Genomic DNA, 18,481 nt, shown 5'->3' on the forward strand with positions numbered 1-18,481 from the left:
GAATCTAAACTGGTTTAACTAAAAATGAATGTTCTACACATGAACTTTTCATTTTTAAACATTTTACAGAGTATTAAACAAAAAAACACGATCATGAAAACACTAAGATCATCAATTAAACTATTAATTATTTTAATAATATCATCTTGTAATCTTGATGAGGATTCTCATACTTTGAACAGCACACGAAGTTTAAAAGTAATAAAAAAGGATTATTACACTAACAATATTCTAACTAGCTCTAAAAAAAATAATTTTTCATCAGATAAATTAATTAACATTCAATATAATAACGGTAATTATTATAATATATATTATGAAGGAGATTTAGTTTCAAAGATTTTAGAGTTTAATGCAAATAATCAATTACAATGGACAAGAGCATACAGTTACAATAGTTATGGTAAGCTAACACAAAAAAAAATAACTCCAGGTCCTGCTTTAAGAAAGCAATATGTCGAAGGGCAAAAAGATATTGTATATGATGGAAACCTAGTTACTCATATAGATTCTTGGTCTGATGGTAGCAGAGAATCAAAAAACATAACTTCTTTTGATAACGAAGGTTTAATCTTAGAACATAATGAACTTAATGCACACAACATAACTGCGTTTCAAAACATCTATGAATATCAAAATGATAATTTAGTTAGTAGAATTAGAAAAACATATAATACTATTAGAACTGAAGAAACATATAATTATTTAGATAAAAAAAGTTCAAAAGAGTATAGATATATCGAATATTTATTTGGTAGTCACTGGAGAATTAATAGTTTTCTTGACAACGAAATAATGGGTTTGTATAACTACGAAATTTATGAAGTAAGTGATAATTATATTTCAAATCATTATTATTTTGATCATACTACAAATATATCAGTAACGAGTACATTTAGTTATGAATTTGATTCTAATGATTATATAACAAAGCAAACTAAAAACACTAATTCTGAAGGCTCTATATATAAAACAATTACTACTTATGAATATGAATAAAAAATGTTTGTAATACAGTATAAAAAATTAAACTATTCTTTTATTTATCATAACAACTAACCAACTGTTTGAATATAGAAAAACTCATAAAAAATTGTGCAAAAGGAAATAGTAAATCACAAAGCATCTTGTATGAGAAATACAAAGATGCTTTATATGCTATATCACTAAAGTACTGTGCAACTAAAGAGGCAGCACAAGATAATTTACAAGATGCCTTTATAGAAATATTTAAAAACATTAAAAAATATAATGGCAAAGGTTCATTTGAAGGATGGATAAAAAAAATAACAATTAATAAAGCAATTGACAAATTCAAATATGATATTAAAACAAAACCTTTAGATAATTTTTTATTTAAGGAAAAACAAGAAGAAATTACTTTAAATAATATAGACAACGTTCCTCTATCAATTATTTTAGAATATATTCAAAATTTACCACCTCAATATAGATTAGTTTTTAATTTATATGAACTTGATAATTACTCTCACAAAGAGATATCTGAACTATTAAACATATCAATTGGGACTTCAAAATCAAATCTTTTTAGAGCTAAAAAATTATTAAAAACAGCTATTGAAAAATACCAAAATAAAGTTAAACATGAAGCATAAAAACGAAATAGGATTGGTATTAAAAAAACGCTTAAATGAACATTTAGGGTCGCCTGATGAAGAAGTATGGATCCAGATAGAATCAATATTAAAGCGAGAAAAGAGAAAAAAAATTAAACGATTAATTTTAATAACTTTTCTAATTATAAGTTTTTGTCTTTCTCTATTTATAGTTAATAGTCGTCCTATAACAAGAAAAAACAACAATAAACATGAGATTATTGTAGATAAAAAACATGAAGAAAACACAGATAAAGCATCAAGTAAAAGCACTTTTCATTCAAGCAATTTAAATAAAAACTCTAAAGTAAAGAGTACCAAAATCACTAAAAATAAAACTAAACTAAATAAGAAAAAATCATTAAAGAATAACAAAAAAGAAAAAGTATTTAAAATAGAACTAGATCCCAATGGTTTTGTATTACAAATTAAAAATGAAATTGAAAAGCTTCATATTAATGTTCAAAAAACAAATGAAAAAGACCCAATTGAAAAATTAATAAAAACGAGTGTTAGTATTAACAATGGGATTAATTATTTCAACTCTTATTCAATCAACAATAGTTTAAACAATAATTTGGCAAACAACCCTAATTCAAAAAAATTATCATATAATTTTGGTTTATATATAAATTTTCAACTTAAAGATATATACTCAATTAGAATTGGAGCACAGTACTTAAGTTTAAATAGAAATATTAACAATATTAATATAAATAGTAATTCCCCACAGCTTATATCATTTAGAGAAATTAACAATTTAAATTCAGAATACATTAATAGCAATCTTGAATTTCTATTTAACAATGATCAGAATATTTCGTTAAATGAAACTATCAAATACTTAGAAGTGCCTGTTGAATTTGGTTATACTTTTTATAACTCTGAAAAATCTAATTTTAAAATATTGTTAGGATATAGCCAATTATTTCTTAGAAGTGCAGAAATTTGGGGAAGCTCTCCAAATACAAATAATTTCTTTATTGGTGAACTTAAGAGTGTAAGTAAAACTAATATTTCTATCAATTTTGGCGTTTTAAATAAAATTAAACTTTATGATAACTTCTATTTATATCTTGAATTGAATTATAAGAATTATTTAAATACCTATAACACAAAAGCTATCAACTCAAAACCGTTTAATATTAATTTTCAAACAGGTTTTATATTTGATTTAAAATAAAATTGTTAACAAAAGCATTAGTATTTATATTATTTTTTTAGGGTGGTTTTCGTTTCTTTGCACTCTAAATAGATACGCTTTTTTTACATTGAAAATCCAACGAATTACATACCTCTCTTTAGGAACAAATCAAGGAAATAAACTTGAAAATCTTCAAAAAGCAATCAACATAATTGCTAATAAGGTGGGTGCTGTTTTAAAAATTGCTTCCGTATATAAAACTCCATCATGGGGTTATGAAGGTGAGGATTTTTTAAATACTTGTATAAAAGTATCTACCTATTTACCTCCTGAAGCTTTAATGCGTACGCTATTAAAAATAGAAAAAGAATTAGGTAGAGTAAGGCAAGACTCAAATAAAGGATATAGTGACAGGTTAATAGATATTGATATTTTATTATTTGATGATGAAATTATCTTTTCAAAAACTTTAATTGTTCCGCATCCGAGAATGTTAGAACGAAAATTTGCTCTAGCACCACTAGCGGAAATTGCTAGAAATGTAATTCATCCTATAGAAAAAAAGCACTTATATATTTGTTTGGAAAACTGTCTGGATACATCAGAAATTTCTTGTACTAACGATAAGCTTACTAGACCAATTCCTATTACAGAAAAATACAATTATATTGCTATAGAAGGTAATATTGGAGCTGGAAAAACGTCATTAGCCAATATGATGTCTGATGAGTTTAATGCAAAATTAGTTTTAGAACGATTTGCTGACAATCCATTTTTACCAAAATTTTACAAAGATGAAGAGCGCTATGCTTTTCCTTTAGAAATGAGTTTTTTAGCTGATAGATACCAACAATTATCAGACGATTTAGCTCAGTTTGATTTATTTAAAAATTTTATCGTTTCTGATTATTATATTTTTAAATCTTTAATTTTTGCACAGGTAACACTACATAAAGATGAGTATAAGCTTTACCGCAAAATGTTTGATTTAATGTATAAAGAAATTACTAAACCAGATGTGTATGTATATTTGTATCAAAACACAGAAAGGTTATTGCAGAACATCAAAAAAAGAGGGAGAGATTATGAACAAAACATTGAAGCTAGCTATTTACAAAAAATACATGACGGCTATAGTAACTTTATAAAAACACAACAAGATTTAAATATTTTAATTATTGATGTGTCTGAACTTGATTTTGTAAATAATGAAGAAGATTATCACTTTATAATCAACAAAATTAAAAATCATAACGCATAAAAAAACAGCCTTTCGGCTGTTTTTTTATTTCTTTATTAACTCTAATTTTTCTGCAAAATATTCACAAAAATCACGCATGGTTGCACTCATTTTCTCATCATTAGTAGCTCTTTCAAAGGTATTTGCCATAGACACTAATGTTTGATGAAAAAATTGCTTCATTTCATCTACAGGCATATCTTTCGTCCATAAATCCATACGCAAAGTATCTTTTTGCTTATGATCCCAAACAGATAGCATGATTGCTTTAGATGCTTCATTGGTAATACCTCCATCTTCTGCATTCCATGTTATTTCTTCCGGAACTCTGTTTTCATCTAATCCAATTGTAAAAGTTACTTTTGATGTATGTGCTGTTGCCATTATCTTTTGGGTTTGTATTTTGATTTTTTAAAAATTTCGTCTTCATCAGCCTTTAAAAGCTCAGGCAAAGATACGTCATTATTTCTCATATAAGATCTTACAATTTGCCAACCTACCCAAACACCTACGCTACCTGGAGATAACCTATCATACTCTGTATAAAACTTTGAAAACGGCGCTAAGTCTAAAAATCTTCTATTTAATTTAGTGTCGGTACTATATAAAAGCTCTTTGTCTATAAAATAACGCCAAACCTCTTCTTCATTATGTAAAATCCAATTATACTTTTCAGTAGAATATCCTGCTTTTTCTTTATCAGACACAGAAGGTAAAAATAAATCCATTACATACATTTTTTTTCCTTCATAAATCATTTTATCTATAAAAGTTCGTTTGGTATTTGGTAAAACTTCTTGATTAATAATTGCTGAAGCCACATCAACTATTAAGTGTTCTTTATCTAAGTTTTCTTTAATATAAAACGGGTAATCTTCATAAAAAGGATGATTTGTACCTAAATAAGCATCTATAGATATTAATAGTAAACTATCAGCATAAACTACTCTATTATCGTAATCCACATTGGTCAGCATAGTAATAACGTTGGGTTCTTTAAACGAATTGTTATAATGCTTTATATGTTTAAATAACAACGTTAATTCTTCTTTTTGCTGAGAAAAATCTTTATAAATCTTTTGCGTTTCGGCAAATAATTCTCGCTCATCAGAATCATTAATTTTCTGCAACCATATGCTATCTGGTTGTGGAGGAAATAACAACGGATATTTAGATTTTATTTTAGGTAAAGTACTACTATCTGCGGTATAAAAATCAATATCAAACCTTTTTACAGTAAAATCTACTGGAATAGAAGATACATCTATATCATTATTTTTTCTTGAATTACAAGACAGTATACTAGTTACTGCAATTAGTATGAATAGAAATTTTCGCATTATCTTAGCTGTTATATTAAATTGAACATCAAAATTAAAAAAATAGTATAACATGAATACACCAAAAGTTGCTAATCATATTGTTAATTGGTTAAAAGATTATGCTGTAAACGCAAAAGTTAAAGGATTTGTTGTTGGCGTTTCTGGAGGAATAGATAGTGCTGTTACCTCTACATTATGTGCTAAAACAGGCTTACCTACTTTATGTGTTGAAATGCCTATACACCAAGCACAAAGTCAAGTTAATAGAGCTCAAGAACATATTGCACAATTAAAAAATCGTTTCAAGAATGTATCTGACACTCGTGTAGATTTAACAAGTACTTTTGAAGATTTTATAAAATCGGTACCAGCAGTAGAAACTTCACCACAAAACGATTTAGCTTTAGCGAACACTAGAGCTCGTTTACGAATGACTACTTTATATTATTTTGCTGGTTTACAAGCTTTGTTGGTAGCTGGAACTGGAAATAAAGTGGAAGATTTTGGTGTTGGTTTCTATACAAAGTATGGTGATGGAGGAGTTGATTTAAGTCCAATTGCTGATTTAGTAAAATCTGAAGTATTCCAATTAGGTGCTTATTTAGAAGTGCCTGAATCTATACAAAAAGCACAACCTACCGATGGCTTATTTGGTGACAGTAGAACAGACGAAGACCAAATTGGTGCTTCTTATGATGAATTAGAATGGGCCATGCAAATGCAGGATGCTGGTAAAACTGCAAATGATTTTTCTGGACGTGAACAAGAAGTGTATAAAATATACACTCGTTTAAACACAATTAACCAACATAAAATGATTCCAATACCTGTTTGTGAAATTCCTAAAGAATTAAAGTAGGTTAGCAGAAATCATTAACTGTTTAATTTTTTTGTAAGTATGCTTTTTTTGCCCGTTAGAAATTTTAAATGGTAATTGAACTAACAAAAGAAGCAATTGCCCTATTTGTTGCAATTTTCTCATAGTTTTCAGCTTTCTTGATCTTTTATTTCTTTTCTTTTCTTAGGGGAAGGGATTGCTAAAGTACAAAAAAATATAAAGTAACTACTAAAAAAATAGTACCAGTTTTTAAATCACACGATTAAGCTTTTCAAATAATAATTTTTTTAAATCTGTATAACCCGATATTTCTTCTAGATCGGGTTGTACTTGATTTTCTCTTATTTCTTCTAAAATACCATTGATTTTCTTTTCAATTAGTAATCTTCTAATATTTAATAAAGCGTCTGTAACTAATTTAGGGAGTATTTTATGAGTTTCGGTTACAAAAATCTCTTTTCTACTCCAATCACTTAAAGTATATTTCTCTTCATCCATTAAAATATTGGTGACTAAGTTTGCTACCTCAGGATTTTCATGAGTAATTAATTGCTCTATTGAAATTTTTTCATCTTGATTTAACTGATGAATCAATTCAAAATAAATCACTTGAAAAAGATCATTTGTAAATGCTATTTCGTCTTCTTGTAAGTTTAAATAAATTTCGTTACAAACTGTATTCCTATACTCTTCTTTTTCTAAAGTATGGCGACCGTATTTATCTACTGCATCTATCCAGTTTATAAAATCTATTTCTTCATTTCCGTATAGTAATAAAATTCTAATAATTTCTTTTTCTAAAAGAAATAAGCTGTCTACTTTAGGTTTTGTTGTTTCTTTTACCGGCTGTAAAACAGGAGTAGGTTTACTTTTTTGAATATTTTGTGCATCTGTTTTACTAACCAACTGTGCAAGCTCACTAAATAAAACACGCTCAGAAATATCCATAACACGAGCACATTCTTGCACATAGACTTCTCGTTGTATTGCATCTGGAATCTTTGCTATACTAGACACAATATCTCTGATTAATCCTGCTTTTTTAACAGGATCATTTTCTGCGTCTTTCATTAATAAAGACACTTTAAAATCTATAAAATCTTGAGCTTTATCTGTTAAGTATTGTTTTAATTCTGCATCAGAGTGAGATTTTGCAAAACTATCTGGATCTTCTCCTTCAGGAAAAGAAACCACTTTCACATTCATTCCTTGCTCTAGAATTAAGTCTACACCTTTAATTGCTGCACGTATTCCTGCTGCATCTCCATCAAATAAAACAGTAATATTATTTGTTAGTCTATGAACTAATCTAATTTGATCCGGAGTTAATGCTGTTCCGGATGAAGCTACTACATTTTCTATTCCAGATTGATGAAAAGAAATAACATCTGTATATCCCTCTACTAAATAACAGTTGTCTTGTTTTGCTATTTCTTTTTTAGCCTGATAAATTCCATATAAAATTTTACTTTTATGGTAGATATCACTTTCTGGTGAATTTAAGTATTTTGCAGCTTTTTTATCATTGGTTAAAATTCTACCTCCAAAGCCGAGAATCCTACCAGACATACTATGTATAGGAAACATAACACGCCCTTTAAAACGATCAAATTTTTTATCCTCTGCGCCACCCTCTTTAACAATGGTTAAACCTGTAGATTTTAAATATTTAAGGTCGTAACCCTTCTGAAGTGCTGTTTTGGTAAAATTATCCCATTCATCTTTACAATAACCTAAATCAAACTTAGTAATAGTATCTTCTCTAAAACCACGTTCTTTAAAATATGATAAACCAATAGCTCTACCTTGTTGAGTATTCATTAATACTTCATGAAAGTAATCTTTTGCAAATTTTGAAACCAAAAACATACTTTCACGTTCGTTAATTTGTTGTTTTTGCTCATCCGTTTGCTCGGTTTCTTCAATTTCTATATTATACTTTTTAGCTAACCATTTTATAGCTTCTGGATAGGTATAATGCTCATGTTCCATTAAAAATGAAATTGCATTTCCTCCTTTACCTGTACTAAAATCTTTCCAAATTTGTTTAACAGGTGACACCATAAATGAAGGTGTTTTTTCATCTGTAAACGGACTTAACCCTTTAAAGTTACTTCCTGATTTTTTCAGCTGAACAAACTCTCCAATTACCTCTTCTACTCGTGCTACTTCAAAAACACTTTCTATGGTTTGCTTTGATATCATTTATAAAAATAAAAACCTCACAAACTTATAAAAATTATGTGAGGTTATTAGTGTATTAAATGGGTTATGCTATGAGGCTGCTTTTAATTTTTGTAACGCTGATTTTGTAATTCTACTTTCTGCGTACTCTTTAGTTACTGCAAACTCTTTAGTATCAGAGCTTGGTAACTCAAACATTGCTTCGGTTAAAATAGCTTCACATAAAGACCTTAATCCTCTTGCTCCCAACTTATATTCTATAGCTTTTTCTACAATATAATCTAGAGCTTCATTTGTTACGGTAAAGCTCACATCATCCATTTCAAAAAGCTTTGTGTATTGCTTTATAATCGAATTTTTAGGTTCGGTCAAAATAGCTCTAAGCGTTTTAGCATCTAATGGATTCATATAGCTTAATACTGGTAAACGCCCTATTATTTCTGGTATTAAACCAAAGCTTTTTAAATCTGCTGGAATGATATATTGTAATAAGTTATCCTCATCAATTTTATCTTCTTCAATTGATGCACCGTAACCTACTGCTTGACGATTTAAACGCTTGCTAATTACTCTATCTATACCAGAAAACGCACCTCCAGCAATAAACAGAATATCTTTAGTATTAACCTCTATAAACTTTTGCTCAGGATGTTTTCTACCTCCTTTTGGGGCTACATTTACTAACGATCCTTCAAGTAATTTTAATAAAGCTTGTTGAACTCCTTCTCCAGAAACATCTCTAGTGATAGATGGGTTATCACCTTTTCGGGCAATTTTATCAATCTCATCAATGAAAACAATTCCTTTTTCAGCTTTTTCAACATCATAATCAGCAGCCTGTAACAATCTGCTTAAAATACTTTCAACATCTTCTCCAACATAACCAGCTTGCGTTAAAACTGTAGCATCAACAATTGCAAAAGGTACATTTAACATTTTTGCGATTGTTTTGGCTACTAACGTTTTTCCTGTTCCTGTTTCTCCAACTAAAACGATGTTAGATTTTTCAATTTCAACCTCATTATCATCATTTTTTGTTTGTAACAATCTTTTATAATGATTGTATACAGCAACAGCCATGGCTATCTTGGTTTCTTGCTGACCAATAATATATTCATCTAAAAAGGCCTTGATTTCTTTTGGCTTTTTTAGTATTAAATCTTTAGATAGGCTCGTTGTTTTTGCTTCTGCAATTTCCTCCTCAACAATACCATGAGCTTGTTCGATACATTTATCACAAATATGGGCATCCATACCTGCAATTAATAAATCTGTTTCAGCTTTTTTTCTTCCGCAGAAAGAACAGTTTAAATTTTGATCTTTTGTCATTCTTTAATTATTAACGTAACCTAACGTTGTTATTTGTCGTTATTTTCTAGCTAAAATTTCATCAACCATACCATATTCTTTCGCTTCATCTGCTTTCATCCAATAATCTCTATCAGAATCTTGATTTACTTTATCGAATGGCTGCCCTGAATGGTTTGCAATAATGTGATATAATTCGTCTTTTAACTTTAAAATTTCACGTGCTGTAATCTCAATATCAGACGCTTGACCTTGAGCCCCACCTAACGGTTGGTGAATCATGATACGAGAATGTGGTAAGGCAGAACGTTTTCCTTTTTCACCTGCACACATTAATACGGCACCCATAGATGCTGCCATACCTGTACAAATAGTTGCAACATCTGGTTTAATAAACTGCATAGTATCATAAATACCTAAACCTGCATATACCCCTCCACCTGGCGAATTAATATATAATGAAATGTCTTTAGTAGCGTCAACACTCTCTAAAAATAATAACTGAGCTTGAATAATATTTGCTACCTGATCATTAATACCAGTACCTAAAAATATAATTCTATCCATCATTAAACGAGAAAACACATCCATTTGTGTTATGTTTAATTGACGCTCTTCCATAATATATGGAGTTAAACTACTGGTAATTTTATTATAATAAGTACTACTAATTCCATGGTGTTTAGTAGCATACTTTTCAAATTCTTTTCCGAAATCCATATGTATTTGTTATAATTTATCTTAACAAAGATAAGAAGATTTCTTTTAAATAGTTAAGTTGTATAGTTAGCATAAAAAGAAAAAAACCGACTGGGGAAGTCGGTTTTTTCTACTCAATCGGCCAATGCTAAATAGAATAGGGATCATTAATTGTGGGGATAGCCGATGAGTAACTATTATATTTGCAATTCAAAAGTATATAACTATTTAAAACAACCTAAAAAAAGGGAGTGACAAAAAGTGACATTTACCTAAAGAGCTTGAATAAAGCACTCTAACTCTTTATTTTTGGGTATATTCATTTTTTTTTCGAATTCTATATCGTAATGATTTTACAGCGTCTATACTTGAATTTCTGATCGCTGCAATCTCTTTTATAGACAAATTTAAGCGTAAAAAGGAGCAAATTTCTCGTTCAGTTTTGGTTAATTGAGGGTAAAGTTGAATAATTTTTTGATTAAAATTATGATTTACTTCGTCTATTTTTTCTTGTAGTGCAGATAGTTTGTTTTCTGTGCTAATTTGATTTTGAATTGTAAGTAATAACTTATTAGTATACTCTTTCAATACCGTTGAATCAGCCTCATTTTTATCTTTTTTAATTTGAGAGGATAATGTTTTTAAAAATTCTAAACGCATAGAATTATCAGCTATTAAACTCTTAAGCTCTTCTTCACTTGTTTTAACTTTTTCAGTTAATTTCTCTTTACTTTCCTTTTCAATTTCAACCTCAGTTGCTAATATTCTAGATTTAGACTTATAAATTCTTGTGATTAACAATGCAACTAAAAAGGCTATTAATGAAACAATTATAATAATAAAGCCATAAAGTTGATACTGCTTTTCCTTATTACTAGCAACTAATTCAAGCTCCTTCTTTTTAATAGCAAATTCATTTTTAAGCTCTAACTCTTTTATTTGCTCTTGTTTTTGAACATCAAAAATAGAATCTGAGTAAATTTTATATAACCTATGCTGATTATAAGCTTGTTTATAGTTTCCTAGATCAGCGTACAATTTACTTTTTAAACTAGTGATTCTACTAAGCCTATATTTAAAACCCTCTCTTTTAGCTATTAAATATGATGAATCTAGGTATTTTAAAGATTGTGAAAAGTTTTTAATTTTACTAAACGAGTAACCAATGTTAAAATATGTAGTGGCAATATTAGCATTACTATGATTTTTCTTAATATATGATAGGCTTGATAAATGAACTTCTAACGCTTTATCATATCTTTTTTCTAAACCATAAAGAATCGCCAAATCATTTTTAACATTAGAAACTTTCTTTTTATTATTTATTAAATTAAAAATTCTTAAAGCGTTATTGTAAGAAAGGTATGATGAATCTATTTTATTAAGTCTTCTGTATGTTCCACCAAGAAAATTATATGCACGACCTAAAACTAAAGAGTCATTAATAGATTTGGAAATAGCTATCGCTTTGTAATAATATCCTTTCGACTTATCTAATTGTTTTAAGTATTTATAGCATAGTCCAATTTTTATATAAGTATCTGCTTCTCTTTCTTTCCTTGTAGTATTTTTAAATAAGTCTGCTGCTTTGTAAAAATGATTTAACGCTTTATTAAAATCTCCTTTTCTATAGGCAACACTTCCTAACCCATGATTTAAAGCAGCTACATGTTTTTTATTATCGATATTAACTAACAAACTAGCTCTATTAATGTAAACTTCAGCCGTATTAAGGTCTTTCTCTAAATAACTCTTAAATTGATCAAATAAGAACTGAAATTTATAAGTATATGTTTGATATTTTGTTAATTCTTTATCTATAAAGACATTAGGATCATCTATTTGCGCATTTATTGTAAAGGTAAGTAGTAAAAAAAATACTAGAATAGGGGATTTATAAAACATAAAATAAATATATATTAAAAAAGCCAGCGTAATAGCTGGCTTTATATATATAAGAAAATTTTAACATTTTATCCTCCAAAGTCGTCAAAACGAATGTTTTCATCTGGAATACCAAAATCTTCACCCATTTTTTGAACAGCTTTGTTCATTAACGGTGGTCCACAGAAGTACAATTCGATATCTTCTGGTGAATCATGCTTACTTAAATAGTTATCTATCACACAATTGTGTACAAAACCTACAAATCCATCTCCTTCTCCGTCAATACTATCTTTAACTTTCCAGTTATCTTCTGGTAAAGGTTCAGATAATGCAATATGGAATTTGAAGTTAGGGAAGTCTTTTTCTAACTGATAGAAGTGATCTAAGTAGAATAATTCACGCTTAGAACGTCCACCATACCAGTAAGAAACTTTTCTTCCTGTTTTTAAGGTTTTAAATAAGTGATACAAGTGAGAACGCATTGGTGCCATACCTGCTCCACCACCTACATATAACATTTCTGCTTCAGAATCATTAATAAAGAACTCTCCATAAGGTCCTGAAATAACAACTTTATCTCCTTTTTTTCTTGAGAATACATAAGAAGATGCAATTCCTGGATTAACATCCATCCAACCGCCTTTAGCTCTATCAAAAGGTGGTGTTGCAATACGTACGTTTAACATAATTTCACGACCTTCTGCTGGGTAAGAAGCCATAGAGTAAGCTCTTTCTACTAACTCATCATTCTTCATTACTAAAGGCCATAATTTAAACTTATCCCATTCAACTTGGAACTTGTCTGGAGTTTCATGCTCATCTGGGTGAGCAGTAATATCCATATCAGAGAACTTTACTTCACATGGTGGAATTTCAATTTGAATGTATCCACCTGCTTTGTAGTTCATATCTTCTGGAATTTCTACAACAAACTCTTTAATAAAAGACGCTACGTTATAATTACGAACAACAGTAGCTTCCCATTTTTTAATACCAAAAATTTCTTCTGGTATAGAAATGTCCATGTCTTGCTTTACTTTAACTTGGCATGCTAAACGTGCTCCATGTTGTAATTCTTTTCGTGTAAAATGTGGAGTCTCTGTAGGTAATGCTTCTCCACCACCTGCATTAACGTGACATTCACACTGAATACAAGAACCACCTCCACCACATGCTGATGGTAAAAAGATTTTTTCATTACCTAAAGTAGATAATAAAGTTCCTCCTGATGGTACTTCAATAGTTTTTTCTCCGTTGATGGTAATTTTTACCGGTCCAGACGGAGCTAATTTTTGCTTTACAAATAACAATAAAGCTACTAACAATAATATTACCGTTAAAAATGCAAATACTGTTATAGCAACTGTTCCTCCTGTGCTTACTTCTAAAAACATCATTATTCTGTAATTTCTTTAGTGTTATTAGCTAATTCTTCTGCTTTTGGTGTTTCTTTTTTCACTTCCTCTTCAACTTGCACCTCTACAGTTTCTTGTTTTTCTTTCTTCTCTTCATCTCCACCAGTTAACATACCACCAAAACTCATAAATCCGATAGCCATTAAACCTGTAATGATAAAAGTAATTCCTAAACCTCTTAATGCAGGTGGTACTTGAGAGTATCTGATTTTTTCACGGATAGCAGCAATTGCTAAAATTGCTAAAAACCATCCGATTCCAGAACCTGTACCATATACTAAAGATTGCGTTAAAGTTGGTATTTCACGAGATTGCATAAATAATGAACCTCCTAAAATAGCACAGTTTACAGCAATTAACGGTAAGAAAATACCTAAAGAGTTATATAAAGCAGGCGCAAATTTTTCTACAATAATTTCTACCAATTGTACCATGGTTGCAATAGTTGCAATAAACATAATAAATGATAAGAAACTTAAATCATACCCTGCATATTCTGCTCCTAACCAAGATAATGCTCCTGGTTGTAATATATATTGATCTAATAACCAGTTTACAGGTACCGTAACTGCTAATACAAAGATTACAGCTGCACCTAAACCAACGGCTGTAGATACTTTTTTAGATACTGCTAGGTAAGAACACATCCCTAAGAATGTTGCAAAAACCATGTTATCTATAAATATCGATTTGAAAAATAATTCTAATAATTCCATATTTTTTTCAGTTATCAATGATCATTTACCAGTGAATAGCTACTGATCATTATTCATTGACTTAATCTTCAATTAAAGCTTTGTTTCTTGAACGTTGTACCCAAATAATAATACCTACAACAATTAATGCCATTGGTGATAATAACATAAATCCGTTGTTTTCATATCCTAGAGCATATAATCCAGTTTTTTCAATTGGATCTCCTAATACTTTAAATCCTAATAAAGTACCAGAACCTAATAATTCTCTAAAAAATGCTACTAATATTAATATTACACCGTAACCTAAAGCGTTACCAATACCATCTAAAAATGATTTCCAAGGTCCGTTACCTAAAGCGAAAGCTTCAAAACGTCCCATAATAATACAGTTTGTAATAATAAGACCAACGAAAACCGATAAAGTTTTACTAAGCTCATAAGCGAATGCTTTTAATACCTGATCTACAATAATTACTAAAGAAGCAACTACAATTAACTGTACAATAATTCTAATTTTAGAAGGAATAATATTTCTCATCAAAGAAATAATTACGTTTCCTACGCCTAAAACAAATAATACTGAGATAGACATTACAATAGCAGCCTTTAATTCAGCAGTAATTGCTAATGCTGAACAAATACCTAATACTTGAATAGTAATTGGGTTGTTATCTGCTAACGGATCTGTTATTAATTTTGCGTCTTTTTTTGATAAAAGTCCCATAATTATTTTAAGTTTTTAAAGTAAGGTACGTACTGAGCTAACTCAGATTTAATCATTGCCGTAACTCCGTCACCGGTAATAGTTGCACCAGCAATTGCATCTACCTCATTATCTGTTTTATCTTCATTCTTTGGATCATTGTTACCTTTTTTAACAACAATACCCTTAAAGTTTCCATTAGACATCATTTCTTCACCTTTAAAATCATCCATGAAAAAACGTTGTTTAATGTTAGCTCCTAAACCTGGTGTTTCTCCTTTATGATCAAAGAATACTCCTTGTACTACCATGTTTTTATCCATAGCTACATAACCCCAAATAGCATCCCAAAGACCTTTACCTCTAATTGGAGCGATGTAATACTGTTGTCCATCCTTTTCTCCAACAAATAATGGTAACTTTCTTGTTTTACCTTCTTTTGCTAAGGTTTGTTGCTTTTTAACATCAATTAAAAAAGCTTTATCATCTTCAGAAACTTTATCTCCTTCAATCACTAATTGCTTAGTGATGTATTTATTAAACTCTTCTGGTGCATTTTCTGCAGATACAAACTCTACACTTGTTTCATCGTTTTGATTAACACCCATTGCATACAAAATGTTTTGTTGTCTTTCTGTACGCTCATTTGCATTAATTAACGGACGTAGTGAAGATGCTGTAAAAGCTAATAACGCACCTACTACTAATACCATTCCAATAGCAAATAGTATTGTATACACATTACTGTCTGTTCTTTTACTCATAATTAGGCAGTTTTAGCTTTTAAACGTTTTAATCTTCTTTTTACATTTCCTTGAACCACATAGTGATCAATAGTTGGAGCAAAAACATTCATTAATAAGATTGCTAAAAATACTCCTTCTGGGTATGCTGGGTTAAATACACGAATCATAATAGAAATAAATCCTATTAAAAATCCGTAAATCCATTTTCCTTTATTCGTTTGTGATGCTGTTACTGGATCAGTAGCCATGTACACAGCTCCAAATGCTAAACCACCAATTATTAGGTGTTCATACCAGTCAGCACTCATTAATCCGTAAAATTTACTTGTGTCAGCAATAATTCCGTTTGCAGCAATTGCATTAAAAATCATTCCCATTACAGCAGCTCCTAGGAATGTAGAAACAATTATTCTCCAGCTTCCAATCTTTGTAAATATTAAGAAAGCAGCTCCTACTAAAATTAAAAATGCTGAAGTTTCTCCTACTGAACCTGGAATAAATCCGAAGAACTTATCAAACATAGAGTAAGCCACTTCTTGATTTTGTGCGTAACTACCTAAAATAGTTTCACCCGAAATAGCATCAGCAGAACCCGCTTTTGCTACTGCATCGTGCACCCAAACTTTATCTCCTGACATCCAAGTTGGATATGCAAAGAATAAAAATGCACGAATTGTTAATGCAGGGTTTAAGATATTCATTCCTGTACCACCAAATACTTCTTTACCAATAACAACTCCAAAGGCAACAGCAACGGCTAACATCCAAAGTGGTAAATCTACTGGTACAATTAATGGTACTAACATTCCAGTAACTAAGTATCCTTCTTCAACCTCGTGTCCTTTAATTACTGCAAAAATAAACTCAATTAATAATCCAACTCCATAAGAAACAATTACTAACGGAAGTATTTTCACAATACCAATCCATAAGTTATCAAAATTCCAGAAGTTCGTTGAAAAGAAATTTCCTGCTACGCTTTCAATTTCTCCAGTTGCTAAATGATGTTGGTAACCTGCATTAAACATTCCAAAGATTAAACAAGGAATTAATGCCATAATTACCGTATTCATTGTACGCTTTAAATCGTCTGCCGCTTTAATATGAGTACCACCGTGAGTGGTTTCATTTGGCAAATATAAAAAGGTATGGATTGCGTTAAACGCAGGAGCCATTTTCGTCCCTTTATATTTCTCTTTTAAATTATGTAAATTTTGTTTTAAGCCCATCTTATCCTAATTCTTTCATCATTAAATCTAAACCTTCACGAATAATTTTCTGGTGTGGTTGTTTAGATACACAAATAAATTCAGTTAATGCGAAATCTTCAGGAGCAATTTCGTAAGCTCCTAAACCTTCCATTTCATCAAGATCTTTATACATACATGCTTTTAACAATTGCATTGGATAAATATCTAGTGGAAATACTTCCTCATAAGAACCAGTTACAACAAACGCTCTATGCTCACCGTTTGTATTGGTATTTAAGTCATATTTCTTCTTTGGATTTAACCAAGAGAATGTTAAAGCTCTTGAAGTAGATATTTTATTAAACACTGGCTTATTCCATCCGAAGAATTCATAATCATCCCCTTCTGGAATTGCAGTTACTTGATTGTCATAATATCCTAAGAAACCATTTTCACCTACTTGCGCTCCACTCAATACATTTCCACTAATCACACGTGTGTTGTCATTGTTTAAGTTACCCTTAACAACATCAATCATTTGAGCACCTGCAACTGCTGTAACATATTTAGGCTCGTTAAACTTAGAACCTGTTAAAGCAACTGTACGTTGTAAGTTTAATTTTCCTGTTAATAACAATTCACCAATTACTACTAAATCTTGAGGAGTAACAACCCAAACAACCTCTCCTTTGTTAATAGGATCTATGGTTGCAATTTGTGTACTTACATTTCCTACTGGATGCGGACCTGATACTTTATGTACCTCTGCTCCTTTTAAGTTTGCTAATGGTGAATTAGATGACCCTACAGATACATGAACCTTGCCTGACGTTAACTTTGTTAACGCAGTGATAGCTGCCTGTAAAAACTCTTCTTTACCTTGCAAAACATAATCGTAGTTTGCAGCTAATGGAGCACTTGCGTAAGCAGATACAAATATTGATTTTGGCGCTTGGTTTGGATTAGCAACCACGTCATAAGGACGTTGCTTAACAAATGGCCAACATCCTGATGCAAAAAGATGACTTTTCACCTCTTCTCCAGACATTGAAGCAACATCTACTTTACCAAAATCTTTGTAATCTTGAGTACCGTTAGAAGTAATTTTAATTTCAAGAACTTTTCTTCGAGCTCCACGTACAATCTCTGTAACTTTACCACTTACCGGACTGGCAAATAAAACACGCTCATCACTTTTATCATAAAAAAGTGCCTCACCCGCTTTTACTTCAGTTCCTTCTTTTGCTAAAATCTTTGGAATAACGCCGTGAAAATCGCTTGGTTTAACAGCAAAAACACTACCTAATGGAAGTTCGGTAGTTACCTGTTTCGCCTCACCAACGAGCTTAATATCAAGCCCTTTTTTTATACGGATGTCTTTTGACATAGTAACTATATATTTGATTTCCTTTAAAAACACGCAAATTTAAAAATTTTGAAATCGACTTACAGCTAATTGTCATTTTATATCGTTTTAAAACGCTTATTTAT

The 18,481-nt window shown here is 30.2% G+C and carries 17 protein-coding genes; 5 read left to right on the forward strand and 12 right to left on the reverse strand.

Annotated elements, in window-relative coordinates; genetic code table 11:
- Positions 1–93: 93 nt before the first annotated feature.
- The 4 genes from ACFQ1U_RS11110 (at position 94) to folK (ending at position 4,021) form a co-directional block, all read left to right on the forward strand.
- Entirely contained in the window at positions 94–999 is a 906-nt protein-coding gene (locus ACFQ1U_RS11110) for a hypothetical protein (protein WP_386108334.1), read from the forward strand.
- 68 nt (positions 1,000–1,067) lie between these two features.
- Positions 1,068–1,616 carry an RNA polymerase sigma factor gene (locus tag ACFQ1U_RS11115; protein ID WP_386108336.1) on the forward strand — a complete coding sequence of 183 codons (549 nt, stop codon included), beginning with the start codon at positions 1,068–1,070 and terminating at the stop codon, positions 1,614–1,616.
- On the forward strand, positions 1,606–2,799 hold the full coding sequence (locus ACFQ1U_RS11120) for a hypothetical protein (protein ID WP_386108338.1): 1,194 nt from the start codon (positions 1,606–1,608) through the stop codon (positions 2,797–2,799). Before ACFQ1U_RS11115 ends, ACFQ1U_RS11120 begins: the two co-directional genes overlap by 11 nt.
- Positions 2,800–2,887: 88 nt before the next feature.
- Complete coding sequence (gene folK, locus ACFQ1U_RS11125) at positions 2,888–4,021, forward strand: 2-amino-4-hydroxy-6-hydroxymethyldihydropteridine diphosphokinase (RefSeq protein ID WP_386108340.1); 1,134 nt, start codon at positions 2,888–2,890, stop codon at positions 4,019–4,021.
- Positions 4,022–4,045: 24 nt separating this feature from the next.
- Here folK and gldC read toward each other — a convergent pair whose 3' ends face one another.
- Both gldC and gldB read right to left on the reverse strand, forming a co-directional pair.
- Positions 4,046–4,384, reverse strand: coding sequence for a gliding motility protein GldC (gene gldC, locus ACFQ1U_RS11130; RefSeq protein WP_386108342.1), 339 nt, complete (start codon positions 4,382–4,384; stop codon positions 4,046–4,048).
- On the reverse strand, positions 4,384–5,340 hold the full coding sequence (gene gldB / locus ACFQ1U_RS11135) for a gliding motility lipoprotein GldB (protein WP_386108344.1): 957 nt from the start codon (positions 5,338–5,340) through the stop codon (positions 4,384–4,386). Before gldB ends, gldC begins: the two co-directional genes overlap by 1 nt.
- Before the next feature lie 52 nt (positions 5,341–5,392).
- On the opposite strand from gldB, the gene nadE reads away from it, so the two are divergent.
- The gene (nadE, locus tag ACFQ1U_RS11140) at positions 5,393–6,181 is read left to right on the forward strand and encodes an NAD(+) synthase (RefSeq protein WP_386108347.1); all 789 of its coding nucleotides are present in this window, start codon (positions 5,393–5,395) and stop codon (positions 6,179–6,181) included.
- Between the two features lie 228 nt (positions 6,182–6,409).
- Here the strand turns inward: nadE and dnaG are convergent, their stop codons facing one another.
- The 10 genes from dnaG to ACFQ1U_RS11190 form a co-directional block, all read right to left on the reverse strand.
- Positions 6,410–8,365 carry a DNA primase gene (dnaG, locus tag ACFQ1U_RS11145; RefSeq protein ID WP_386108353.1) on the reverse strand — a complete coding sequence of 652 codons (1,956 nt, stop codon included), beginning with the start codon at positions 8,363–8,365 and terminating at the stop codon, positions 6,410–6,412.
- A gap of 69 nt (positions 8,366–8,434) precedes the next feature.
- Positions 8,435–9,673 carry an ATP-dependent Clp protease ATP-binding subunit ClpX gene (gene clpX / locus ACFQ1U_RS11150; protein ID WP_386108355.1) on the reverse strand — a complete coding sequence of 413 codons (1,239 nt, stop codon included), beginning with the start codon at positions 9,671–9,673 and terminating at the stop codon, positions 8,435–8,437.
- Between the two features lie 39 nt (positions 9,674–9,712).
- A complete protein-coding gene (gene clpP / locus ACFQ1U_RS11155) occupies positions 9,713–10,372 on the reverse strand; it encodes an ATP-dependent Clp endopeptidase proteolytic subunit ClpP (RefSeq protein WP_386108357.1) in 660 nt (219 codons plus the stop codon).
- 282 nt (positions 10,373–10,654) lie between these two features.
- Entirely contained in the window at positions 10,655–12,256 is a 1,602-nt protein-coding gene (locus tag ACFQ1U_RS11160) for a tetratricopeptide repeat protein (protein WP_386108359.1), read from the reverse strand.
- 68 nt (positions 12,257–12,324) lie between these two features.
- On the reverse strand, positions 12,325–13,632 hold the full coding sequence (gene nqrF / locus ACFQ1U_RS11165) for an NADH:ubiquinone reductase (Na(+)-transporting) subunit F (RefSeq protein WP_386108847.1): 1,308 nt from the start codon (positions 13,630–13,632) through the stop codon (positions 12,325–12,327).
- A 2-nt stretch (positions 13,633–13,634) separates the two neighbouring features.
- Entirely contained in the window at positions 13,635–14,369 is a 735-nt protein-coding gene (gene nqrE, locus ACFQ1U_RS11170) for an NADH:ubiquinone reductase (Na(+)-transporting) subunit E (protein WP_386108361.1), read from the reverse strand.
- A 61-nt stretch (positions 14,370–14,430) separates the two neighbouring features.
- Positions 14,431–15,075 carry an NADH:ubiquinone reductase (Na(+)-transporting) subunit D gene (locus ACFQ1U_RS11175; protein ID WP_386108363.1) on the reverse strand — a complete coding sequence of 215 codons (645 nt, stop codon included), beginning with the start codon at positions 15,073–15,075 and terminating at the stop codon, positions 14,431–14,433.
- Between the two features lie 2 nt (positions 15,076–15,077).
- Positions 15,078–15,818 carry a Na(+)-translocating NADH-quinone reductase subunit C gene (locus ACFQ1U_RS11180; protein ID WP_386108366.1) on the reverse strand — a complete coding sequence of 247 codons (741 nt, stop codon included), beginning with the start codon at positions 15,816–15,818 and terminating at the stop codon, positions 15,078–15,080.
- A 2-nt stretch (positions 15,819–15,820) separates the two neighbouring features.
- On the reverse strand, positions 15,821–17,029 hold the full coding sequence (locus tag ACFQ1U_RS11185) for an NADH:ubiquinone reductase (Na(+)-transporting) subunit B (RefSeq protein WP_386108368.1): 1,209 nt from the start codon (positions 17,027–17,029) through the stop codon (positions 15,821–15,823).
- 1 nt (position 17,030) lies between these two features.
- Positions 17,031–18,377 carry a Na(+)-translocating NADH-quinone reductase subunit A gene (locus ACFQ1U_RS11190; protein ID WP_386108370.1) on the reverse strand — a complete coding sequence of 449 codons (1,347 nt, stop codon included), beginning with the start codon at positions 18,375–18,377 and terminating at the stop codon, positions 17,031–17,033.
- Between the last annotated feature and the right edge of the window lie 104 nt (positions 18,378–18,481).

The organism is Tenacibaculum geojense, from assembly GCF_042676005.1.
Taxonomy (GTDB): domain Bacteria; phylum Bacteroidota; class Bacteroidia; order Flavobacteriales; family Flavobacteriaceae; genus Polaribacter; species Polaribacter geojense.